The organism is Streptomyces sp. NPDC046977, assembly GCF_040644455.1.
GTDB lineage: Bacteria > Actinomycetota > Actinomycetes > Streptomycetales > Streptomycetaceae > Actinacidiphila.
In genome coordinates this window covers 38,331-61,245 of the sequence record NZ_JBEYWO010000033.1, presented here as the reverse complement: position 1 = coordinate 61,245, position 22,915 = coordinate 38,331, and the positions used below count along the sequence as shown (strand labels likewise).

Genomic DNA, 22,915 nt, shown 5'->3' with positions numbered 1-22,915 from the left:
ACACTGAGCGCATGGCGTCGAAGAGGAGTCCCGCGCTCAAGTCGGTGTACCGCCGTCAACTGTCGGCGAAGCTGAAGGAGTTGAGGGAGAAGGCAGATCTGACGATGGCCGAGGTCGCTGCGGCGATCGAGGTCAACCAGGGCTCGCTCAGCCGGATCGAGAGCGGCGACCGGGGGACCACTCCGCTGCTGGTAAAGGCGATGCTGGACTGCTACGGGGTGAGCGATCCCGTCGTGCGCGAGGACATCCTTGACCTGGTCCGCGCGGACCAGGCCCAGCGTCAGCAGTGGTGGCGCAAGTACTCGGCGGTCATCAACACCACCCAGTACGGCGGCTACCTGGCCCTCGAGTCCAGCGCGACGAGCTTTCGTTCCTACGAGCCGCAGCTGCTGCCGGGGCTGCTGCAGACCTCGGACTACGCGCGTCAGGTCATCACCGAGATGCGGGTGGATCTGACGTCGAAGCAGGTGGACGCGCTGGTCAAGGTGCGGATGGAGCGCCAGGAAAAGGTGCTGGGCCAAGAGGACCCGCCGAAGCTGTGGGCGGTGATCGACGAGGGCGCGATCCGCCGCGTCGAGGGCACCCCGGCCGTACTGAGGGGGCAGCTGGAGCACCTTCTGGAGGTCGAGCCGCGCACGAACATCACGGTCCAGCTCCTCCCGTTCGCCGCCGGCTTCCACCCCGGCCTGTACGGGTCGTTCATGCTCATGGGATTCCCCGAGCCGAACCCGGACGTGGTGTGGGTGGAGAATCTGACCAACTCGGTGTACTTCGAGGAATCCGAGGATGTGGAGCGGTACACCGAGGTCTTCGACCACCTGCGGGCCCGTGCTCTCGGACCGCCCGAGACCCGCAGTCAGATCAACAGAATCCTCAAGGAGCTGTAAGAGTGAGCACCACCAAGCCCGATCCAGCTGAGCTGGACTTCTCCGGCGTCGTGTGGGAGAAGAGCCCGTTCAGCGGGGGCAACGACAACTGCGTGGAGTTCGGCGTGATCGGCGAGTTCGTCGCGATCCGCGACTCCAAGCGCCCCGAGCAAACCGCACTGGTCTACACCCGCGACGAAATCCGGGCCATGCTCTCGGGAGCGAAGGCCGGGGCTTTCGACCACCTAGTCTGACAGCACCACCGGCCGCCTTCGCGGCCGATCAACGAAACGGCGGCCGGCCCCAGCGTTAGTGGGGTCGGCCGCCGCCGTCATCATCCCAGACTGTCGTCCCGGCCGACTCTCTGGCTGGTGCGAAGCCGGGGGTGTTCTTCGGGCGGCTGACGGCACGGGATCTCGGCCGGTACCTCCGTGGGCACCGCCACCCGATGGCCTCTGGCCCAATACGGAACAAACCAGGTGGTATGTGTCAGATGTGGTCTGGACGCTCCCCGAACCGATGCTTGCCACTGCCTCGGGCCGCCCACGGATTCCCTCCGGGTGCGTCGCCGATATCGACACGCCGCGGCCCAGCCGGATGACATCACGTTCGTGGATGCTGAATCGGGCACACCTCAAGCGTTCCTGAAGCGCAACGGCACGAATTAGCGGCGCCGCGGCGTGGTCAGGGGCCGGTGAGGACCTCGACGCCGGTGTTCTTGGCCCAGGCTGTGATGGTGTCGTGGTAGCGGCGGCCCCAGGCGGGCAGGTTGATCTGGCCGTCGTGGGTGAGCTGTTCGGCTTCCACGATGCCGAAGTGCTGGTAGCAGTCGGCCAGCAGGGAGGCGGCGGCCTGCACGAGGAGGCTTGCGTCATCCGCTGCCTGCAGGAGGATTCCTGCCTGGCCGGTGGCCAGTTGCCGCTCGGTGTCGCTGAAGACGATGTGGGCGCTGCTGCCGCGGTCGCTGGCGATCCCGCAGGCCGGCTGATTGCCGACGTCCAGGGTCAGGCGGGCGGTCGCGGTGCCGGCGGCGGCTGCGCGGGTGGCGGCGTGGCAGGCCAGGTACTGCAGGATGGCCAGGACGTTCATCACCACGTGGTCGCTGTGCCAGCTTCTGGCGTGCTCCGGCAGAGCGGTGTCGCTGGCGCCGAAGGCGGCGACCTGCGGGCCTTCGGTGGCCCACGCTGCGGTGCCGTCGGCGTGGAAGTGCGCGACGTGGCGGCTGCGGGAGTCTCCGGTGGAGGCGATGAAGCGGCGCGGTCCCACGCCGAAGGACCGGAACACCTCGCGGCCGAAGAAGGGCAGTTCGGCGTCCGCTAGGTCGCGGCGGAAGGCGTGGAACGCGGCTGCATCGATGGGGAAGGTACCGGGCAGGTCGGGAGTGAGGGTCAGCAGGAGGTTGGGCCCGGGCCGGCCACGGCCGTCGGTGACGACGGCCTGGTGGGCGGCGTGAAGGACGTCGTGGCGGCCGGCGGCCAGGCTAACCGAGGCGGCGATCGCGCGTTTGACCTGGGTGAGGTTCATGAAGGTCACGTTGTTGTCGTTGCGGTAGGGGAAGCGCAGGGCGCCGTCGCGGGCGTCCTTCACACCGATGACGGCGTGCGGGCCGCGGGCGCTGGGCGGCACCGAGATCACCACCAGTCCGGTCGGCGCGGGGTCGGTCGGGTCCTGGGCGATGAAGTGGATGTCGCACTCCACCTGCGGGTCCAGCCGGTATGCCAGCGCCTCGCGGTAGTTCTTGCGGACCTGGTCGGTCAGCAGCTCCGGATTCGCCTTGACTGGAATGGAGGTGGCGCGGTCCTCTTCCAGACCGAGGATCAATGTGCCGCCGGATGCGTTGGCCAGGGCGGCGACGTCCTTGGCCAGCTCGGCCTGCCACTCCGGCTTCTTCTCGTACTGCTGGCGCTTGTACTCTAGGTCCGCGCTCTCCGCCGCGGCTGGGTTCCGCAGCAGCCTCTGATAGTCGCCCCAAGTGGCCTCACCGGGAGCAGCGCCGAGCAGAGTCCGTAGACGGGCATCGAACATTCTCCGACCGTAGCCCGAACAGGTCAGCGGCGCCTACGAATTGAGGAGCGCTCCCGCCGCCGCGGTACCTGAGCTCAGCTGTGCAGCTCCGGCATCGCCGCCATGCCCGCCACCACTGTCGGAGCAACGGTGTAGTACAGCCACGTCCCGCGCCGATCGGAGGCCGGCGGGCCCGCTTCGCGGAGCTTCTTCAGGTGGTGGGAGACGGTCGGCTGGGAGACGCCGGCGTCCTGGATGTCGCACACGCACGCCTCCCCTCCTGGGGGCGAGGCGATCGTGGAGAACAGGCGCCGCCGCACCGGGTCGGACAGGGCCTTGAACATCAGGATCGAGCATCTTGCACTGCAATGGGTTCGGGCTCATCGCGCTCGAGAACGAAGGACAAGCCGCCGGTCGCCGCGCGACTGTCGGCGTGGCCTCAGACCAGACAGGCGATCCGGCCGCGCCGACAGGACGGCATGAGGTAGACCACGCCAAAGCTGCCGTGGCAGTCCTGAACACTATTCGGTGGTTACGGCCTCGGCAGCACCACCCCCAGCGGCCTCGGACTCGTCGGCCGCTGTGTAGAAGACAGCCCTGCCTTGGCGAGTCCGCGCCACGCGGCTCTTGGCCACCAACTGCTCCAGGGAGTTGCGAACCACGGGGTTACCTGCCTTGCGCTCCGGGTGAGCCTCGGCGAGTTCGGCCGTGACTTCCGCTGCGGTGCGAGGCTGGTGATGCTGCTGTAGTACTTCAAGGACCAGAGTGTTCAATGTGGGAGCGCCGGACGCCGTGGTCCGCGGCTTTCGCGCTGCTGGGCGCCTGGCCGTAGTGGCCTTCTTTTCTGTGCCGTTGCTTCGGGGGCCGCGAGCCCTACGGGGGGCTGGGACCGCCTGCTCCGCGGCACCTTCCGCAGCTGTCGCCGTGTTGGATGATGCGGCGGGCATTGTGTCGATGCTCTGTCGGGTGTCTGGGCTGGTGGGCTGGCCGGCCACCGTGCTTTTGAGGCCGAGGAGCCAGGCCGCCTCCTGCTCCAACTCGGCGAGCCGTTCCTGCCAGCTCTGAATGGCGTCTTGGGCTTCAGCCTGGGCTGTGCTGTTGCGGGCAAGGTCGTCGTCCAGGCGGCGGATGTACTCCACCTGGATGGTCGGGGCGTCCTTCAGGGGCGTGGTGGGGATGTCCGAGGGCATGTACGGCTCGCTCTCCTTGTGCTGGGTGTGCTGCCGGATGCTACTCACGGCAGCATGGTGGCGAGCTGTATTGACTCAGTCCAGGTCCGCTCGATGTCACAGCACACCTGCCTGTACCTGGCCGATCAGGTAGCGAATGCCCTGGTTGTCGTCCGGGTTGGTCCACAGACTGTTTCGGAAGACTGCTGCGGCCTTTTCCATCTCGCCCAGTCGCCACCACGTCAGTCCAAGTCCGTGCATGGCCCGGTGGAAAGGCCTGTTGTCCAGATCGCTCCACGCCAGGACGCCTGTGAATGCTCCAGGCAACGACAGTTCGGCCACCGCGACGGCCGTCTGGTAGTAACCCAAGGCGTCGGAGAGTGCTTCCTTTTCCGTGTCGGCACGGTCGAATGCATTACTGCCGAGGTGTGCCCAGCAGTCGATCTGTCGTGGGTCCTCACGTACCGCCACCGTCAGTGCTTCACGGTAGGAGGTCTGGTCACCGCGCAGAGTCAGAGCACGGTCGACGGGCGGCCCGCCCTCGCCCGCGTACGGGTCCGGCATCCGGTGGAGGGGCCGCGGCCCGGCCTCCCGGACCCCTTGCCACCAGGCCCAGTTCGGCTTGCCCTCGCTGTCGCGGGTGGCTGAGGGACGGGCTCCCCAACCGCGCTCGGAACGCGGGTCGTAGATCTCGTTGCCGAAGGCCGGGCGCAGGGGGGTTGTTCCGCACTGGTGGATGCGTTGCAGGATTCTCCGAGTATCACAGCGCTGGTACCGATCGGTGATCTCCGCCAGGTATGTGTACCTGCGGCCTGGGCTGGCTCCACTACCGCTACCCACGCTGTGCGCCAAGGGGATTGGGAGTACCTGGCGCAGGCGATCGTGCAGCTTGGTCAGCACAGCATCAGCTTCCGGAACCGTAAGCGGCCAGGAGACGCCAAAATCACGCGGCACCATGTGCGCCTGTACCCACAGGCCGTCTGCGGGCAACCCGCTGCGCTCAGCCAGCATGGTCCGGAAGAGGTCCTCAGTCACCAGCGACGCCACCGACGCTCCCATCATTGCTGTGCGCGCATCAGACGCAGTTCATCCAGCAGCGTAGCCAGATGCCCTTGCCGCCGTCGGTCCCTCACACGAGTGACGTGTGCTGACTCGGCAGAGCGAGCGCTTGCCGACGCCAGCTCACGAGCAGGCTTCACCCCTGCACTGGTCATCCCGCCACAGCCAGCCGGGCTGTCGCCCCAACACAGGGTCCCAGAGAGTCCCGGTGACAAACACCTTCCCACCCGGCGCCACGAGGTCGCGGTCTTCTCGGCGCCGTATGTAGGTGCTCGAAGCGTTGCCGGCGGCAATATGAATTCGCCTACCGCGAATTGTCTGAATGATTTCTGAAGTTCGTACGACGCTCTGTCGCCCTCATGCGGCTGTGAAGGCGGGAGCGGCTACCCGGTAACGGGCCCGGCGACGGGGTGGGGCGGCACAGCGGGCACGGCTGGACGTTCGGCCGCTCAGCGGCGGCCGCGGCTTGGGGCGCGGTGAGGGTGTCTCCGCCGTCGATCCAGCACTCGGCCCGGTGCAGGACCTGCCGCGTGGGCCGGTTGACCGCGGTGGGCAGCGTCTGGAGTCGCCAGCTGTCACCGGGCCCCGATGCCCAGGGGCGATCGCCGGTCTCCACCTCGTAGAGCTGTTCACCGGTGCGCCGGAGCTGCTGGGCGACATGCACTTCGATCACCCTCAGCCGGCGCGGGTCGGCAGGCAGGTCGCCGTACAACGGCGCGGCAGAGTCGAGCTGTTCGCGCACGCGGGCCCGCTGGAGGGCCATGCGCTGGAAAAGATCTACGGCGGCACTCATCACGTCGCCGATGTACGCCGACGCCTTATGCAGTGTCCGGGAGCGGCTGATGCTGCTGTCGGCGAGAGCGATTCCGAGGGTGAGTGTGCGGGCGACCTGCCCGCGCTCACGGAGCTGCTGGGCAACGTCCACCACGGCGTCGATGATCGCGGTACACACCTCGTCAGGGTGAATGGTGAGATGTGGCAGGCGTCCGTTGGACGCCGATGCTCTGGGGGAGCGCTGTCGCGATGACGGGCCGCGGGTCGATGCCCCGGGCCCGCTCGTGGACCAACCGTGCTTGCACGCGTCCCTCCAGAACGCGCTGCAGGGTTTCCAGCGGCACCCGGGCCACCTGGCCGAGGGTGCGGAGCCCGTACCGCTCCAGAACCGCGGCCCTGTACGGGGCCCACCCCGTATAGGGCCGCAACCGGTAGCGGGTCGAGGAACGCGCGCATCGCCCGGTGATCGTCGGGAACGAGTCGGATCCCGTCCGAGCCGGGTTTGAGGCCATCGCGGCGACCGCTCATGAACCGGCAGCCCGCCAGGGGGCCTCCGTCGTGCGCTACGTTACCGCGCCTCACACCGCCCAGCGGCGGAGTTGCAGCGCGGAGGCCTGCACTGCGGTGGCGCCCCGAGCGACATCGTTCACCAGGGCCACCGCGTCCTTCTGCGGGTAGTCCAGGGTGCAGCCGTTCACCGTGAGGAACGCCACTGCGGACAGCCATGCGAACTGGCGGTTGGAGTGCTCAAGGGCCGGGAGCCTGGCCAGGGTCTCCATGAGCGCCGCAGCCTTGAGCCACACCGAGCCGTACACGTCGCGGTTCATCGCGCGGGAGCGGTGCCGGCTGACTGCGGCAAAGAGCGGGCCGAGGTCGATGAGCTGCGGGTCGCCGGTGACGTGCTCGGCGACCTGCAGCAGCCACGAAACTTCGGCGAGCTCGGGTTCCGGGTGGGTCACGCAGCGGTCCCGTGGGCGGTGTCGCTGTCCATGGCGGCCAGGGCGGCGGCGGCCTCGGCTTCCGCTGCGCGGCGCGCGGGGTCGGGCTGGGCGTCCTCGGGGTCATACTCGGCGAACGCCGCGGCGATGCGGTCCTGCTCGGCGAGGGCGGCCGCGAGGAACGCGCGCGGCTTGGCCAGGGCGCGGTCCAGGGCGGCGTCGCGGATGAACTGGCGGGTGCTGACGCCTGCGGCGGCGGCCGCTTCGGTCACCGCCCGCAGCTCGTCTTCTTCATCGAATGGCACATTCATGGCAGGCATGGCACTGACGGTACCGCCGGTGCCACCTTTTCTGCGAGTGGAACGGTCAAAGACGTTCCCGGGAGGTGACCGTGATCACCGGTACCAGCAGGAACAGGCACGCCAGGAGAGGCAGCTACACCACACCGGCCCGGATGCCGCATCCAAGGGCGAGCGGTGATGCCAGCTCCGTCAAGGCGGTAGCTACGTCGTCGATGTACGGCGCGTAGAGGACCTGGTCCACGCCCCGACAACGCCTGAGGCGCGCCCATGCGCGCCGTCCGGCAGACGGGGGTGCCCCGCGTTGAGCTTCGCCGCAGGGCGTCTAAGCCGCACAGCGGTCTCCTGGTAGGCCAAGCAGGTGAATCATGCACCCTGCCGTGAGAGTGTTGGCTCTGGCTGCAGGGTGTGACAGGAGATGCAGGAGGGGCCGCCGGTCGTGGAGGGGGCAGCACAGGGCACCGAGCAGCTGGGGCGTGCCCAGCGGATCCTGATCGGTGTGGTCGTGATCGGTGCGGTGGTCATCGCGGCGATCGGTTTCGCGGGCTCGTACGCGGCGGTGCGCGAGCTCGCGCTGGCCAAGGGGTTCGGCTGGTTCGCCAACATCTTCCCGATCGGGGTGGACGCCGGCATCGTGGTCCTGCTCGCACTGGACCTGCTGCTGTCCTGGCTGCGGATCCCGTTCCCGCTGCTGCGCCAGACCGCGTGGCTGCTGACCGCCGCGACGATCGCCTTCAACGGCGCGGCGGCCTGGCCGGACCCGCTCGGCGTCGGGATGCACGGCATCATCCCGGTCCTCTTCGTGGTCTCGGTGGAGGCGGCCCGGCACGCGATCGGCCGGGTCGCCGACATCACCGCCGACAAGCAAATGGAGTCCGTCCGCCTCGCGCGCTGGCTCCTGGCGCCAGCGCCCACGTTCCGGCTCTGGCGCCGCATGAAACTGTGGGAGCTCCGCTCCTACGACGACGTCATCCGCCTCGAGCAGGAACGCCTCATCTACCAGGCCCGGCTCCGCGCCCGCTACGGCCGCGCCTGGCGCCGAAAGGCCCCCGTCGACGCCCTCATGCCGCTCCAGCTCACCCGCTTCGGCATCCCGCTCACCGAAACCGGCCCCGCTGGCCTTGCCGCCGCCGGCATCGAACTGCCCCCCGCCCCGGAGGCGCCGGCCATGAAGGCACTTGGGTCTGTCCCCACGCAACGAGGCGACTCCGACCCGGCCGACGCCCCGGTGGTGGTGAAGCAGTTGCGTTACCCCACGGCCCCGGACGCCGACGTCACCGTGGCTCCAGCGCAGACGGCGGCCGCCACCGAGACTCCGACGCGCCGCCTCACGGTGACCGTCGCCGTTCCGGAGCCGAGCCCGGAACCGGAGACTGAGACGGACGCCCTCGTGGAACCCGCCGTGCCCGAAGAGCCGGCCGTCGCCGAGAGAGCCGGCGGGCCGGTCCGGCAGCTGACGATGGTCGACCGCTACTACCGGGTCTGGGACGAGCATGCGCGGGCCGAAGGCACGGAACCCAACGACAAGGAACTGTCCGCCTACTGCGCGGTCCGCGGCATGACCGGACGCGGCGGCCGCCCCGTCAGCCCCTCCACCCTGCGCCGCTACCTGCCGGAATTTCGGATCTACGCCGCCTGGAACGACCACGTGGAGCGCGAGGGCGTCGCACCCGACGAGTACCTGCTCGCGCAGCTGCTGACCGACCGCGGCGTCGTCGCCCAGTACGGGGCCGTCTACACCCCGGGCAAACTCCAGCCGTTCGTGGAAGACTTCCCGCGCCGTCGTGCTGCACTCGCGGCCGACCAGATGCTGAGCGACGCCTAGCGTCGAGCGCGTATTTGGCGGGTGTGGTGCCGGTCGCTTACAAATGACTCAAGGGTCACAAATGAGACGCATCGGAGGAAGCACCCCATGACTGACGGGGTAAGCCCCGCTCCCCGAGCCAACGCCGCCTTGGCCCGCGACTGCGAACACTGTCGCGGATGGGGAACCATCGTCACCGACCTCGGCCACCACGAACTGTGCCCACGCTGCCAGTCCCCGGGCGAGCAGCAGTCGGCCATGTCCTCACCGCAGACCGCCGCCCGGCCACCGGGCGGCGCCCGCGACGCATCACCGGGCCGGTGGGCGGCCCGCTGCAGGCAGCGGGGGCGTGTCGGCTGACGTCCTCCGCCAGAGTCGAAGGGGCTCCCGCCGCCAACGGGTGGCGGCGGGAGCCCCTTCGACGGTGCTGGCTACCAGCCCATGTCGAAGCCCCAGGTGCTGTCACCGGCGGCCCACGAAGTGTCGCTCATGATGTTCCCCCCCTCTCTTTCGTGCAGACGCCGGACACGCTAGTCGATCATGGCGGCCACGTCACCCCTGCGGTGTGCACAGCCCCGCGGCCGCTCGTGCAGCAGCCAGGACCTCGGCGCGTGCCGCCGCCTCACTGGCGGGGGGCCCGGTCCGCCAGACGCGCACCGTGTCGGAAACGGCGCCGCCCACGGCCCGGACCTGTTCGACCAGGTCGTTGTCGAGCTCGGCCGAACTGCCGTCGCCGCGGTTGGGTCCGGTCACCACCGCGGTCCCGTACAGCCCGTAGGACAGATCGGCGCCGCGCCAGATGCTCGCGAGCGCCCACGCTGCGACGTTGAACTCCCGGTCCAGGCTGAGGGCGCCTTCGCCGTGGACGTGGAGGAGGGCGCGGCGGTGGTAGACCGCGCCGTCTACGGTGCCACCCAACAGGGATCGCAGGAAGTGGTGTTGTCTCGTGTAGTCCTCGGGCAGGTCGAATGCCTCGCATGTGCCGTCTGGTTCGAGTCGTACCGCGGCAACCACCTGGTGTCCTCTCTTCCTGTGCGTAGTCTGGTGGGCAGTGGTTGCCGGACCGTGCATCCCCCGTCGCGGTCCGGCAACCGCGTCCTTGGCTGGCCTCAGAGTCCGTGGCCGGTGGCGGCCGCCAGGTCCTGCGATTCGAGGACTTCGGTGATGGCGTACTCGGTGCGCGGGTCCATGGAGATGTCGTAGGCCGCGGTGACCTGCTGCACGCGTGAGACGGCTTTGCGGACGCCGGAGACGCTGCCGGCGGTGTGCTCGATGGCCATCCAGTCCCGGTAGAGGACTTCGGCGGTCTCATCGATGTCCAGGCCGCGTAGCACCGCAGCGCGGGCCGCGTCCAGGTCCGGGGTGTCACCGGTGGTGAGCCAGGTGGCGAGGGTGTGGGCGACGTCGACGATGCGGGACAGGATTTCCTGCTGCACCGAGGCGGCCCACGGTTGTTCATGGCCGTCGAAGGGCCGGCCGCGGACCAGAGCCAGAGCGGCCTCGAGATCGGCCATCCCCGCCACTGGGCCCGCCGCGAGCGCGCGCGTCGCCAGCCGTTGGAACTCAGCCCAGTCCGAGCGCACCGACGGGAGGAAGGCGTAGCCAGATCGCGGCCGCGGCAGGTACGGCTCGCCGCGGGCGTTGGTGCCGAACCGGGCCCGCAGTTCCGACAGCCGTGACTGCAGGGTGCGGGTCGACCAGGGCGAAGCCGGGTCCATCGCCGTACACAGCGCATCGGCGGTGCGGCCCGGCTTGAGGTAGATCAGCGCCGCGAGCATCTCGACCCGCGGGCCGTGCCCGGACCCGGTGATTCCGGAGACCTTCAGCGGACCGAGCACGTTGATCTCAGGCGCGCCCTCATCCATCCGGACCGGCACCGACAGGTCGTGGTCCTGGCCGGCGGCCGCCAGTGCCGCACCTGCATCGCCGGGGACCGAGCCGTCGTCGACGGGGTCGTGGGTTCCGGTGCTGTGGGTGCTGGAGTCGTCCGCGGCTGTCGGTTGGACGAGGTGGATCCGACCTGGGGCGGCGGTGGCCAGCAGAGACGGGAACGGGCTGCCCGCTTCGGCCGGTTCGTCTGCGCCGGTGCCCGCGACCAGCAGCAGCGGGGTTGGTACAGGGCGGGAGGAGGTTGCGCTGCGGTCGTGGTCCTCAGCGAACTGCCACGCGCCCGTCGCGCGAGCCGCCGCGTGATCAGCAACGTCGAGAGCGTGAACCAGCTCCCGGTACTGCTCGTCCGACAGCCGCTGCAACTCCACCGGCCCGGTCACCAGATGGGGGAAGACCGCCGTCGTGCCGTGGGCGACGGGAACGGTGCCGGCGTCGGGGAAGGCCTGCCGGGTTGCCGGATTCTCGGGCAGGACCACGGTGACCGGCAGGTGCCGGGCCGCGGCGATCGCGTCGGCGAGCTGCCAGACCTGTGCGGGTTCGACGTCGGCTGCGCAGACCAGGATCCACGGCAGCGGCTCCACCGCCTGGTCCTCGCTGTGCTGATACACCTCCACCAGCAGCGCCCCGAGGTCGGAGACCACCGACGACAGATGTGGCATCGCCCTCAGTCGGCCCTTCGGCAACAGCCTCGCGAGACGGCTTCCCAGGCCCACGGTGAGGACTTCGGTGTGGTCGCTCCATGCGCTGGTGCCTGCCTCCAGCGCCAGCGCCCGGGCCACAGCCAGGACGTCCTCCGCCGCTCCGTCCAGGAGGAGCCCACCGGTGTGGAAGAGGTCGATGAGCACCAGGTCGCCGGATTCGGCCGCGCCGAGCGTGACCAGCCCCGGATACGGCGCTGGAACCTCCCGAGCCTGCTCCGCCGGAAGCAGCGGCAGATCGCTGTCGAGCACCCACACCCCGGCTGCGGGCCCTGCGGTGAACGGCGGGACTGGGTCGGCCTCGGGGTCGTCGACGACCAGGTGCACCGCGCCGGACGCGGTGACCCGGGCGCCGCGCACCGCGGGGACTGGGTGGCCGGAGCTGGCCGCACGGTGGGCGAGGGTGCGCAACACGGTGTCCAGGAGCGCGACGTCGGCCGGCTCGCCGGTGGCCTGCAGGACCTGCTCGGTCCGGGTCGGGTCGTCGTCGATCGCGATGGTCTCGCCCGCCCGGCGCCGCCGCTGCTGCAGAATCCGCCGTACCCCCAAGGCCCCGGTCAGCAATGCGGCGAGCAGCGCGCCGATTCCCGCCGTCAGCACCATCTGCCGGTCACCACCGGAGTCCTGCGCGGCATGAACGGCCCTTGCCGGGGCCAGGGGCGTGGACGGCGATGACGGCGATGACGGCGGAGTGGCTGGTGGCGAGGCGGCGGGCGCCGTGGTCGGGGCGGCAGGTCGCGGTGACTCGTGGGTGGGGGCAGCCGTCGGTGGGGCTGCGCTGGTCGTCCCTGGGGGTCGTGCCTGCGAGGCAGTCTCGGCCGGTCCTGAGGGTTCTGCCGCCCTGGGTGGCGTCGTCGGTATCTGCGTCGTCGAAGGCGCGGCCGCCGGTGGAGTGACCGTTGTCGACGGCGGTGTCTGCGCTGCCGTAGAGGGGCCCGCCGTACGGTCGAGCTCCCTGGGAACGTCGGCGTTACCTCGTGGCGGCACCCGGTCACGGGACTGCTCGTGGATGTCGCGCTGCGGGCCAGCCGTGGGAGGGTGCTGGTGCCGAACGGGTAGGTCGAGGTGCTGGCCGGGGTAGATGCGATCGGGATCGGTGAAGCGACCACCGCCGGGCTGCGGTTCGCCTTGGTTGAGCCGGAAGATCGCGGGGTAGCGGTCGGCGTCCCCGAGTTCGTCTTCCGCGATCCGCGACAGGGTGTCGCCCGGCCGCACCGTGTACTGGGAAGGGCCGCTTTCCTCGAGGACGCTCCCGCGGTCGCCCTCAGCATGAAGGCCGACGCGGGCGGCATCGCCGGGCAGGAGCAGTACCCACCCGGGCCGGATGAGGTCCTCGGCACGGAAGGTGGTGCCGTCGGGCATGGTGCGTCCGTTGTTGAGGGCGGCGATCTCCTCCCATCGTTGGCCGTCACCGAGCCGGTCCTCGGCGATCGACCACAAGCTCTCCGCCGGCCGGACCGCCTGCACCGTGTGCGTTGTCGCCCCCTCCTGTTCAGCTCGTGCGGCCGCGCTGGGGCTGGAACGGTCGTGGCTCTCTGGTACCCGGGCCTGCGTGATGGCGGCCGCCGCGGTGCTGGTGACAGCGTGGGCGGGGGTGGGGGAGGCCAGGGCGGTGCTGGTGGGCAGCGCGACCAGGATGGCGCCGACCAGCGCGGCGGCCGCGCGCTGGCCGACCAGCAGTTTGAGCCGTGGGGCGGTCCGGCCGCGCAGCTGAGCCGGGATCTCCACGAGGACGGCGGCCGCGAAGCCTGCCCACCCGGCCCAGCCGGCCACGGCGAGAGCGAGCAGGAACACCTGCCCGGAGTCCTGCGTGGTCAGCAGGTTGCCCAGGGCTTGGATGCCGGCCGGGGCGACGATGGCGGTGCCCCACCACAACACCAGAGGCAGGCCGAGCAGCAGCGTGGCCAGCAGCGTCAGGCTTGCCGTCGCGCGCCCGATCGCACGGACAGCAGCGCCGCGGGTTCGGGTCGGGTCGGAAGGATGCTTGCGAGCAGGACGGACAACGGCGGGCTGGGGCATGGCGGGTGGCCCTTCTCGTGGGCTATTCGGGCTGGTCGACGCCGTGCAGCAGCGTCGCGGTGCCGTGTCCGGTGACGTCCATGGAGGCGATGCCGATCACGGGCAGGAACCGGGTGGCATACGTGGTGTCGACAACGACAGTGAGCTGGCTGCGGTCCGGGGAGAGGGTCACGGTCCCGTGGACACCGGCCTGGCGCAGGTACTCGGTGGCGGCGGCCTGCGCGGCTGCGGGGTCGACGCGGATCACGGTGCCGGTGATGGCCCCGGCCGGGTCGAGGGCCTGGCCGCCGGCGCGGGCGGCTTCCACGGCAAGGGCATCGGCGCGCTCGGTCGCACGTAGTTTGCCGCCGCCGTCCAGGACCAGCCCGGCGATCGCGAGCAGCGCCATCGTGCAGATGGCGACGAACACCGCGACTCCGCCCCGGTCGCCCCGAGCCGGCCGGCTCCCCGCCGGTCCCGTGGTGGTCGTCATGTGTCCTGCCGGGCGCGGTGCACGTCAACGACGCTGGTGAAGGTACTGGTGAGAGTTCTGGCTCCGGGAGTTCCCGGCAGCAGAAGGTCCGAGAGGTCCACGGTGCAGCGGACGGTGACGGTGACGTAGCCGACCTGGCCGACCGGCACCGTGAAGCCAGAGGCGTCAACGTCCACGTCGGTACGGGCGCAGCGGACGCCCTGGTCAGCGAAGGACCGGGTGGCGGCGTCGACGGCCGCGGACTCGGCGGCGGGTTCGGTGCGTGCCAGTGTGGCGGCGCGGGCGGCGTCCTCAGCTGCCGCGTCGGCTTTCCCGCCGGCGACCGCGAGGCGTCCGGCGGCGATGGCCAGGCACAGGAACGCGATCAGCAGCGGGGTGACGATCGCTGCCTGGATCGCCTCACTGCCCTGGTCACCGCGGAACCGTCCACGTCGCTGCTGTGGCGTTGAGGGGATCATGGTGTGGTCCAGTGTTCGCGTGGAGCAGCGGCGGACTGGTTGATGCGAAGGCCCGCGATGCCGGGCAGCAGCGACGGGGCGGTCCCGGTCACCGTGACACGCACGGCCTCGGCGCCGCTTCCTGCCGTGCTGACGGCCGGGTCACGGAGGCTGTCCCCGGCGGTCCGGTCCAGGACCTCACGCGCTCGGGCGGCACCGTCAGCGTCGGCGGACTGGTAGGTGCGGGCGGCGGTGACGCCTTCGCGGGCGGCGGTCAGGGCGATGTTGCGGGCGTGGAACCACATGCCGGCCTGCACCACGGCGAGCGTGAGCAGGATGACGAACGGGAACACGATCGCCATCTGGATCGACGTATCGCCCCGGTCACCAAGGCACCGGGTCCGGGCCGCCACCCGGCGTGCGGCCCGTCCCGCGGATCTGCCCTTCCCCGTTGTCCTGGCCATCGGCTCGTCAGATCCCGGTGAGCAGGCCGTTGTACTTGGTGACGATGACGCTGATGGTGGCGGCGATGGCGATCGCGCCGCCGACGGCGGCGGCCCAGATGATGACGGTGGTGATGGAGATGTCGCCGCGGTCGCCGCCGCGGGCACGGCCTTCTTCGAGGCGGCCGCGGACCCACAGGACGGCGACGGTCGCAGCGCGGGTGAGGTGGTGCATCGTCGGGTGCTCCTTCGGCATGGACGTCAGGTCGTGAGGATGCGGATGACCGCGGGGAACGCGATGAGAAGCATCACCAAAACGGCGAGCAGAGCGCCGGGGGCGGTCATCTTCTCGCTGTCGGCGTTGGCCTCCGCCGCTTGCGCGGCCAGGAGTTCGGTGCGCAGGTTGCGGGCCCGGGCGCGCAGCGTCGCGTAGACGGCGGCGCCGTCGTCGCTGGACTGCCGCATGATCGCGGCGAGGTCCTCCACCACCGGCAGGTCCAGCTCGCCGGTCAGCCGCGTCAGGCTCTCCCAGTGCGGGACCTTGTCCACCCGTGACTGCACCAGCGCCTGCTGGATCCGGACGAACGCCCACCCCTGCCCGACCTGCGCCGCCTGCTCCAGGGCCTGTTCAGCGGAGACGTTCCCGGCCCGCCGGAGCGCGATCAGGTCCAGGTAGGCGGCCATGGCGTGCGCGAACTCCTCCCGGGCCCGCTTCGCCTGGTCGCGCAGGGCGAGGTCCGGGCCGAACCACAGCACCGCGGCGAACAACAAGCCGACCACGGCCGGTAGATAGAGGGGAAGGCCGAGGAACAGCAGTGGGATGCCGGCGAGCGGCGGCACCAGCAGCCCGGCGGCCGCGAGCGCGGTCTTGGTCAGCAGGAACTTCCCCGGCGACGTCCCGACCAGGGCGAGGTGCTTCCGGGGTATCCGCACGCCGGGCAGTGTCCCGAGGTGGTCGACCAGCCACGCCCCCCACCGCTCATCGCGGTCCGTGCCGACCAGTTCCGGGGCCGGGGGAACGGGGTGGTTGAGCCGCTGCAGCGCGGGACCCAACGCGGGAGCGGGCCGCAGGAGTTCCTTGACCAGCAGCGCCGTCCCGGCGCCGACCATGGCGCCGGCAAGCAGCGCACCCACCGGGATCACCGCGCCTCCCCACCACTGGCGGCAACGAGGGCACCGATCGGCTCACTGGCAGTGGGCGCCACGGCTGTTCCGGTGACGCGGCTGCGCGGGTCGGCGATGAGGAACCGCGCCACCGGGTGGTGGTCGGCGAGCTGCCGCATCCACACCAGCACCGCCACGAAAGCGGCGGCCAGCAACGCGAGGACCAACTGTCCGAGCAACGACCCATACGGGGCGGTGTAGCCGGGGATGAGGAACCCGAAGGCGACCACACCCAGGGTGATCAGGGTCATCCACCGCACGGTGGTACGGGGCTTGGCCCGGTCCGCCTCGATCTGCCGCCGCTTGGCGACCTCGTCGTGCACCGACGCCGCCAGGTCGTCCAACGCCTGCGCCAGGCCCGGTCCGCGGTCGGCGGCGGACAGGATGAGCGCGGCGACGACCTTGTCCGCGGTCACGTCGTCGAGCGCGTCACCGAAGACGCGCAGGGCCTCAGCCGGGCGCCAGCCGACGGCGAGCCGGTCGACCAGGTCGCCGACATCGACCGCGATCGGCTCCGGCACGCCCTTGCGGGACAGCGCAAGGGCTTCATCCAGACCGCGGCCGAGCCGCAGCACGTTCGACAGGCGCTGCGTCCAGTCCCCGAGAGCCTCCAGCCGGCCGATGCGCTGGGCTGCGCCCATGGTCGGGGACAGTAGCCACGGCACCCCCGGAACCGCCAGCAACACGAGAGCACCCGCCACGAACACCCCCGTGACCGCCCACACCATCGCGCCCGCTACCGCACCGGCGGCGAGCTTCGCCCTGCGGCCTTCCAACGCCCCGCCGCCCGAGCGCGCCACGCGAAGCCGTGCCGCCAGCGGCGGTCGCTTCGGGACGTCGGTGCCGGTCACGCCGATGACTATGCCGACCAGCCCGGCGATCAGTGCCGCGCCGGTGATGACCCACAGCAGCAGCCCCGTCCCGCCCGTCACGAAGCCTCCCGGATCAGCAGCGGCAGCGGTACGGGCCAGGTGCCGTGCGGGGTGTTGAGGAGGTCGGGGTCGAAGCCGGCCCGCCGCAGGTCGGGGATGCAGCGGGGTTGCATCAGCGGCATGGCCCTGGGCTCGTCCCACTCCGGGCCCGGCCCGAAGATCAGGTTCGTGTCGGGGCGGCCGCCCTCGCCGATGCCGGTGACCTCCAGCACGTGGGAGACGAACCGGTGCCGGTGCCCGCCGATGCGGGTCTCATCGATGGAGCTGACGAACACGATGAAGTCCAGGCCGTTCGCGGCCTGCCGGTACGCCAAGGCCTCGCTCATGTTCGCCTGCGCGAGAAGGTACAGCTCGGCGATCCGGTCGAACACCACCGACGGGTGGATCGCGTGCAGCGTGGACAGGTTCCCGCCCTGCCCGTTGGTCATCGCCTGCAGCATCGCGACGATCTCCGGACCGCGGACCTCACCGACCACGATCCGCGCGAGGCTCATCCGCAGCGCCCGGTACATCAGGTCCATCAGCGTGATCTCGCCGGCGCCGTGCCCGTCGACGCGTTCGCCGTTGGACTCCCGCGCCTCCATCGGCACGACCTGCTGGTGGTGGCCGTTCTCATGCGCGAACAGTTCGTACTCCGTCTCCAGCGTCGCGAACCGCTCGGCCGGGTCGATCTCCTTCAGCAGGGCCCGCAGCAGCGTCGTCTTTCCGGCGGCCTGACCGCCCACGACCATGACGTTCTTCTCCGCCCGCACGCACGCGGACAGGAACGCCTGCAACGTGGTGTCGAGCATGCCGCGCTGCACCAGTTCGGTCAGGTCGGCGTGGCGCATGGAGTGCCGGCGGATCGTCACGTAGATGCCGGGCGTGACGTCGGTGACCGCTTGAAGACGGGACCCGTCGGCCAGGCGGAGCGCCAGGAACGGGTCCGCAGTCGAAAGGCTTCTCTCCGACTGGCCCGTGGTGCGCCGGGCGAGGTCGTGCAGGAGCTCGCGGAGTTCGTCGTCGGAGTCCGCGACGGGGGCGACCTGGGTGCGGCGGCCGTCGGTGAAGTCGAGTACGACGTTGCGGTGGCCGTTGATGAAGATGTTCTCCACCAGTGGGTTGTCCAGGTGCTGCTGGAGTCGGCCGGCGCGGAACTGCAGGTGGAAGACTGCCTGGGCGATCGCCGCGTCCTCGACCGGGCTGGTGGCTTGGCCGCGGCGGATGGCTTCGGCGTCTGACCAGATCGCGACCTGCTCGTTGATCAGCGCGCGGCCCTGCTGCTCTTGCGCGGCCGCGCTCATGCCCGGCCGGGTGCGCAGGAGTTCACCGAGGCGGTCGCCGACCTCCTTCTTGATCAGGCGCACCGCGGCGTAGTCGACGGAGGCCTGCGGCGCAGCCGGGTTATCAACTGATGTGGGGGAATGTGCCGCAGCCGTTGCTGGGGTGCTTGGCGCCAGGTGCAGCGGGCGCATCTGTGCCGGTGCCGACTGGGGCGCCGGGACCGGTTGGGTGTGCAGGGGTTCAGCGCGCACCGGTCTCCGTCCTTTCCTCGAGGGAACCACGCGCCGGGACGGACAAGCGGGCACGGCGGGTCGCGACCAACTGCCGGATCCGCGTGGTCGCCGACCGGGCAGAGCGCATCAGCTCCGACAGCTCGAACTTCCGCGGCTGCTCCGCACCGTCGGACAGCACCGCAGCCTCCCGCGGCCGCCACGGCAGCACCCCAACTACCTGCGCCTGGAGCTGTCGTTGGACCTCGGCGGCCGGGAACGGGCCGCCGTCGACCAGCAGCAGCCGGACCTCGGTGGTGGTGCCGAGCTGCTCCCGCAGAGCGGCGAGGCGGACCTCGGCGCTCTGCAGTCCGCGCAGGCCGTTCCGGGCGACCAGCAGCACTACGTCGGCGCGCTGCGCGAGGACCTGGGACGGGCCGAACGCCCCGCGCCGGCCGAGGTCGACCAGCACGTCGTGCGCGTGGGCTTCGATCCCGGCGAACATCGCCGAGAGTGGCTTCCACACCGGGCCCATCGAGGACGCGTGCGCCGGGTCGTACAGGCCGGGCAGGACGAGACGGTCGCGGGTGCGGGCGTCGGTGACGTCGACCAACTGCCGCCAGAACGCCTCCTGGAGCTGTCCTTGCCGCGCCGCGAGCGCGAGGTTCCGCAGCCCATGAGAGCCGCTGAGAGTCCCCTGAAGGGCTCCGGGCAGGATCGCCCCGCCGTCCGGGTCGCACTCTGCCAGCACCACCCGGTGGCCGGCCTCCAGCGGCCAGGTCAGCAGCAGTGCCATTGCCGTGGTGGTCGCTCCGGGCGCGCCGAGGCCTCCGGCCAGCGCGATGACCGCCATCACGCACCATCCCGCGCGAGGACGACGACGGCGACGTTCCCGGTTGCCACCCGGGCGGCCAGCGCGGGCCCGTCGGCAGCGGGCACGACGACGTCGACCACCACCTCGCCCGTGGCGGTCGCGGGCCGGCCGACCGCGACGACCTTCGCCGACAGCGTCACCGGCGACGTGCCGTTTCCCGCCGCGGCGTTGCTGTTGCCGGTGCCGGGCCGGACGGCTCCGGCATCCGGGTCCGGCGTGGCCACGATCAGTACCTTCTGCCCGGGGACCAGGGGAGTCGCCGGAAGCTGGGACGGCTTCACGCTCACCCCGACCAGCTGCTCGCCCGGCCCGATCAGCGACTGGTCCGTGATCTGCGAGAGCGCGAGCAGCGAACCCGTCTTCAGATCGGTCGCGGCGCGTCGGCCGACAAGGTCACCGACACGGGAGGCCTTCACCGACTGCACGGCAGGGTCCAACGCGATGGACGCCGTCGTCAGGTCCTGCTGGGTGATGCGGGAGCCGACCGGCACGTCCCGGGCGACCACGACCACCGCGGTGCGGTGCCCTGAGCTTGAGTAGAGAACGGCTCCGGACAGGCCGCCGGCGGCGATCAGCGCGACCGACAAGGCGATCAGTCCGGGGCGGCGTCGGCGTTGCCGGACCATCCGCGGCGGCGCGACCGGGCCGGCTGGTGGCCCTGCCGGGGCTGCCTGCGTGCCAGCGAGAGAAGGTGATGGCGTGGTGGTGGGGTTCACGAGGGGTGCCTCCTGTGTGGGGAGGCCAGCGGTCACTGGCCGAGGACCTGGACTTCGCCGACGCGCAGCTGAACCTGGGAAGAGCGGGTCGTCGTGAGGTCGCCGCGCTGGCCTCCGCCGGCCCAGTGCACGTCCCATGTGGCGGTCGCGGTCACCCAGAACACGTCGCCCTCGCCGCCGTTGGAGGTGGTGGTGTAGCGGTAGCCGCAGTCCGGGGACTCCTTCGCGCCGTACGAGGCCTTGTACGGGGTGCCGGCGCCGCAGGTGACGGTGTGGCCGTCGCCCATGTCCCACTGGATCTGCCACACGTGCGCGGTCGCGGTCACCGTCACGCCGCCCGCGGTGACCGACTCTGCGGCCGGGCCCCACGTACGGGGACTGGTGCGGTTCCACAGCCACACCGGCATGCCGACCACGCCGGTCGTGCCGGGCTTGGGGACGATCCCGATGTCCGGACCGTCGATCGGCAGCCGCTTCACGGCCTCGGCAGCAAGCTGGGCAGGGTCGACGCCCCCGTTCGCCCCGGGCGGCGGCGTCGCCCGCCACTGCACCGGCCGACCCTCATCGGGGCAGTACGCGTCGTACACCGCGCCGTCGCCGGGCTTGTGGCCTTCCCAGGCCGGGTCCCCGGCCGGTGGCTGCGGGTCCATGACCTGGTAGTAGCAGTTCGGGCTCCACCACCCCAGATCCTTCAGGTAGCAGGGCACTTCCACGTTCTGCAGGGTGTCCACACACCGGCGGGCAGAGATTCCGCCGCCAGGGTTGTCGTTGCCGGGAGTGCTGCCACCGGGTTGCCCGGGCACGGTCACCCCGACCGAGCAGTCGCCCCGCGAGGGGCAGACCACGCCGTTGTCCGCGGCGGCTGGACCTACTGATCCCAGCAGGAGTCCGCCGGCCAGGACGGCGACTGCCGGCAACGTTCGCCTCAGCACGACTGGTCCCGGGTGGCGGTGCTGTCGGTGACGACCCATCGGGTCCCGATCGTGCGGAGCTTGGAGTTCACCACGTACCGCTGGGCCTGGTCCGGGGCGGCGACGCTCTTGCCGGTCGCCTTCTTCACCGGAGTCCAGCCGGTGTCGTCCCAGCACACGGTCAACGCGCCCCGGTGCGGGCTCACCGACAGATCCACCGTGGTCTTGGTGACGGTGAAAGCGGGCTTGCCCTGGGTGACGATGCCGTTGGCGCGGTTGATCAGCAGCGTCTTCTTGTCGTCGGCGAGGACCTGCCCGGAGGCGTAGTGCTCGATGCCGGTGCCCTCGAACGTGGCCTTCGCGAACCCGGCGGTCTCCGCATCGACCAGACCCTGGAACGCGGCGGCGACCTTGTCCTGCGCGGCTGCCGTCGGGTTCGGTGAGGCGGCCGCCACCTTCGACGCCGTGCTCTTGGGGGCCTTGGACACGGAGGCCGGCTCGGCGGAGTCCTTGTCACCTGCGCAGGCAGCCAGGGCGAATACGCCGATGACGACGGCGGCTGCCACGACGGCACCGCGGTGGACACGACGGACCTGGCGGTGAGTCTTGTCGGTGGTGGTGCTCGGCACGGGACTGCCTCCCCCTTACATCGGCTGCGCATCCGTCGGTGACGCCCGACGCTGATACACGCCGTCGGGGAGACGGCGCATCATGCGGCAGGTGTCGCGGTGCGATGTACGACGCACCGTACGGCGCCAACTCACCGCTTCCAACGGGGATCACGAGCGCACTGAACCGTTCCGTGCGCCTTTGCCCTCGTATGCGGGGCGGTGACTTTTCACTGCACGTCACCGACGATTTCGGTGAGTGGAATCGAGCGGTCGGTCACGGCGCCCCGCCCGACCGGCAAGGGCACTTGCGGACTCGGTCGTCGTCGCCGGTGACCCAGCCGTAGTCGCAGCTCCCGCAAAACGGCACCGACCCGGTCGGCGCCGGTCTCGGCGAGGGCGGCGACCAGTGCTCCAGATGCCGCTCCAGATCCAGCCATGCCGGCTCCCGCGCCATGTCCACCGCCGCCTGAGCGAGGACTTCTTCTGCGCTACCAGCGGCCGCCAGTGCGGCCGCGACTCGTGCCAGCCGCCGGTGCCCGAGCACCGGCACCGGGTGCCCACGCCGCCGGCGGGCCTCAGCCCATGCGTCGGCAACCCGGATTCCGGCTGCCCGCGCGTTGACCAGTACGGGCCGGCCGAGGCTGCCGAGATCGTGAAGGGACTCGCCGGACCGTGACGGTAGGAGCAGCGGGCCCGGCACCGCGATCAGCGACGGACCTCCCGGCGGCGCGCCTTCTCTCTCCGCCGTGAGCGCCGGGTCGTCGGGAGGAGAGGAGAGAGAGTCCCTTCCGTCTTGTACGTGAAGTCTTTGTTCTTTAGCCGACGGGTCACCGACCGTCGGCTCACCGACCGCCGGAAACCCGTCAGTCGGTCCCACCTGCGGATCAACGATGTTCCGGCTGGTCACCACCGACTGACGGGATCCCGTCACTCGGTCCGGCACCGCAGGAGCGGCGCTTTCCGCTCCTGGATTCGACGCCGCGGCGGCGCGCGGGTCGAGCCAGGCCGGCTCGACCCGCACCGCCCGCGCCCCGGTCACGAAGCCGAGCATGCCGTCAACGTCCTCACGACTGAATGGCAGGTCAGCGACGGAGAACTCGGTCCGCCACGTCCCGGTCGCGGCGTCCTGGATCTTCAGCTTGACGATGTAGCCGCAGGCCACCAGGTTCCGCATCGCCTTGGTCAGCGCTTCCCTGCCGGGCCGGCGCTTGCGCGCCATGCCAGCGACGGTGAAGTCCGCCCCGTCCGGAGCCCGCAGCGCCATCGCGAGCAGCCCGACGTCCAGGACACTGAGCCGCACGTCGTCCACGGCCCGGTTGTCCAGGGCGACGAACCGAGGCGGCCGGCTCCGGAGCTTCCTCAT

23 protein-coding genes and 1 pseudogene are annotated in these 22,915 nt (G+C 70.7%); 3 read left to right on the top strand and 21 right to left on the bottom strand.

Going from position 1 to position 22,915, the window contains the following annotated elements; translation table 11 throughout:
• Positions 1-11 precede the first annotated feature (11 nt).
• Positions 12-887 (top strand): helix-turn-helix transcriptional regulator, encoded by an 876-nt coding sequence (locus ABZ883_RS35505; protein ID WP_360913720.1) that lies wholly within the window; start codon positions 12-14, stop codon positions 885-887.
• A gap of 2 nt (positions 888-889) precedes the next feature.
• Entirely contained in the window at positions 890-1,120 is a 231-nt protein-coding gene (locus ABZ883_RS35500) for a DUF397 domain-containing protein (protein WP_360913718.1), read from the top strand.
• A 430-nt stretch (positions 1,121-1,550) separates the two neighbouring features.
• On the opposite strand, the gene ABZ883_RS35495 is transcribed toward ABZ883_RS35500, so the two are convergent.
• From ABZ883_RS35495 to ABZ883_RS35465, 7 genes and pseudogenes are all read right to left on the bottom strand, one after another.
• The gene (locus ABZ883_RS35495; protein WP_360913716.1) at positions 1,551-2,891 is read right to left on the bottom strand and encodes an ATP-binding protein; all 1,341 of its coding nucleotides are present in this window, start codon (positions 2,889-2,891) and stop codon (positions 1,551-1,553) included.
• A 74-nt stretch (positions 2,892-2,965) separates the two neighbouring features.
• Positions 2,966-3,214: pseudogene (locus tag ABZ883_RS35490) on the bottom strand (metalloregulator ArsR/SmtB family transcription factor); the annotation flags it as partial.
• Between the two features lie 177 nt (positions 3,215-3,391).
• The gene (locus ABZ883_RS35485) at positions 3,392-4,108 is read right to left on the bottom strand and encodes a BlaI/MecI/CopY family transcriptional regulator (protein ID WP_360913714.1); all 717 of its coding nucleotides are present in this window, start codon (positions 4,106-4,108) and stop codon (positions 3,392-3,394) included.
• Between the two features lie 48 nt (positions 4,109-4,156).
• The gene (locus ABZ883_RS35480; RefSeq protein ID WP_360913712.1) at positions 4,157-5,086 is read right to left on the bottom strand and encodes a hypothetical protein; all 930 of its coding nucleotides are present in this window, start codon (positions 5,084-5,086) and stop codon (positions 4,157-4,159) included.
• Positions 5,087-5,402: 316 nt separating this feature from the next.
• Complete coding sequence (locus ABZ883_RS35475; protein ID WP_360913788.1) at positions 5,403-6,065, bottom strand: DUF6233 domain-containing protein; 663 nt, start codon at positions 6,063-6,065, stop codon at positions 5,403-5,405.
• 385 nt (positions 6,066-6,450) lie between these two features.
• Positions 6,451-6,831: a fic family toxin-antitoxin system, toxin component gene (locus ABZ883_RS35470; protein ID WP_360913710.1), complete on the bottom strand. Its 381-nt coding sequence runs from the start codon at positions 6,829-6,831 to the stop codon at positions 6,451-6,453.
• The gene (locus ABZ883_RS35465; RefSeq protein WP_360913708.1) at positions 6,828-7,130 is read right to left on the bottom strand and encodes a hypothetical protein; all 303 of its coding nucleotides are present in this window, start codon (positions 7,128-7,130) and stop codon (positions 6,828-6,830) included. The genes ABZ883_RS35470 and ABZ883_RS35465 overlap by 4 nt, the downstream gene beginning before the upstream one ends.
• Before the next feature lie 448 nt (positions 7,131-7,578).
• Between ABZ883_RS35465 and ABZ883_RS35460 the strand changes: the two genes are divergently transcribed.
• On the top strand, positions 7,579-8,934 hold the full coding sequence (locus ABZ883_RS35460) for a DUF2637 domain-containing protein (RefSeq protein WP_360913786.1): 1,356 nt from the start codon (positions 7,579-7,581) through the stop codon (positions 8,932-8,934).
• A gap of 531 nt (positions 8,935-9,465) precedes the next feature.
• Here ABZ883_RS35460 and ABZ883_RS35455 read toward each other — a convergent pair.
• From ABZ883_RS35455 to ABZ883_RS35390, 14 genes are all read right to left on the bottom strand, one after another.
• Entirely contained in the window at positions 9,466-9,831 is a 366-nt protein-coding gene (locus tag ABZ883_RS35455; RefSeq protein WP_360913706.1) for a hypothetical protein, read from the bottom strand.
• A 191-nt stretch (positions 9,832-10,022) separates the two neighbouring features.
• On the bottom strand, positions 10,023-13,520 hold the full coding sequence (locus ABZ883_RS35450) for a LysM peptidoglycan-binding domain-containing protein (RefSeq protein ID WP_360913704.1): 3,498 nt from the start codon (positions 13,518-13,520) through the stop codon (positions 10,023-10,025).
• A 22-nt stretch (positions 13,521-13,542) separates the two neighbouring features.
• A complete protein-coding gene (locus ABZ883_RS35445; RefSeq protein ID WP_360913702.1) occupies positions 13,543-13,992 on the bottom strand; it encodes a hypothetical protein in 450 nt (149 codons plus the stop codon).
• Positions 13,989-14,450, bottom strand: a complete 462-nt coding sequence (locus ABZ883_RS35440) for a TadE/TadG family type IV pilus assembly protein (RefSeq protein ID WP_360913700.1) — start codon at positions 14,448-14,450, stop codon at positions 13,989-13,991. Before ABZ883_RS35440 ends, ABZ883_RS35445 begins: the two co-directional genes overlap by 4 nt.
• Positions 14,447-14,791 carry a TadE family protein gene (locus ABZ883_RS35435; RefSeq protein WP_360913698.1) on the bottom strand — a complete coding sequence of 115 codons (345 nt, stop codon included), beginning with the start codon at positions 14,789-14,791 and terminating at the stop codon, positions 14,447-14,449. The genes ABZ883_RS35440 and ABZ883_RS35435 overlap by 4 nt, the downstream gene beginning before the upstream one ends.
• A gap of 109 nt (positions 14,792-14,900) precedes the next feature.
• The gene (locus ABZ883_RS35430; protein WP_360913696.1) at positions 14,901-15,107 is read right to left on the bottom strand and encodes a hypothetical protein; all 207 of its coding nucleotides are present in this window, start codon (positions 15,105-15,107) and stop codon (positions 14,901-14,903) included.
• A 26-nt stretch (positions 15,108-15,133) separates the two neighbouring features.
• Positions 15,134-16,015, bottom strand: a complete 882-nt coding sequence (locus tag ABZ883_RS35425) for a hypothetical protein (protein WP_360913695.1) — start codon at positions 16,013-16,015, stop codon at positions 15,134-15,136.
• Positions 16,012-16,968: a type II secretion system F family protein gene (locus tag ABZ883_RS35420; protein WP_360913693.1), complete on the bottom strand. Its 957-nt coding sequence runs from the start codon at positions 16,966-16,968 to the stop codon at positions 16,012-16,014. The genes ABZ883_RS35425 and ABZ883_RS35420 overlap by 4 nt, the downstream gene beginning before the upstream one ends.
• Positions 16,965-18,314 (bottom strand): CpaF/VirB11 family protein, encoded by a 1,350-nt coding sequence (locus tag ABZ883_RS35415; RefSeq protein WP_360913691.1) that lies wholly within the window; start codon positions 18,312-18,314, stop codon positions 16,965-16,967. Before ABZ883_RS35415 ends, ABZ883_RS35420 begins: the two co-directional genes overlap by 4 nt.
• A gap of 157 nt (positions 18,315-18,471) precedes the next feature.
• Positions 18,472-19,293, bottom strand: a complete 822-nt coding sequence (locus ABZ883_RS35410; RefSeq protein WP_360913689.1) for a hypothetical protein — start codon at positions 19,291-19,293, stop codon at positions 18,472-18,474.
• Positions 19,293-19,901 (bottom strand): SAF domain-containing protein, encoded by a 609-nt coding sequence (locus ABZ883_RS35405; RefSeq protein ID WP_360913687.1) that lies wholly within the window; start codon positions 19,899-19,901, stop codon positions 19,293-19,295. Before ABZ883_RS35405 ends, ABZ883_RS35410 begins: the two co-directional genes overlap by 1 nt.
• Positions 19,902-20,062: 161 nt before the next feature.
• Entirely contained in the window at positions 20,063-20,761 is a 699-nt protein-coding gene (locus ABZ883_RS35400) for an ATP/GTP-binding protein (protein WP_360913685.1), read from the bottom strand.
• A gap of 194 nt (positions 20,762-20,955) precedes the next feature.
• Positions 20,956-21,570, bottom strand: coding sequence for a hypothetical protein (locus ABZ883_RS35395; RefSeq protein ID WP_360913683.1), 615 nt, complete (start codon positions 21,568-21,570; stop codon positions 20,956-20,958).
• Positions 21,571-21,826: 256 nt separating this feature from the next.
• Positions 21,827-22,861, bottom strand: coding sequence for a hypothetical protein (locus ABZ883_RS35390; protein ID WP_360913681.1), 1,035 nt, complete (start codon positions 22,859-22,861; stop codon positions 21,827-21,829).
• Positions 22,862-22,915: the final 54 nt, after the last annotated feature.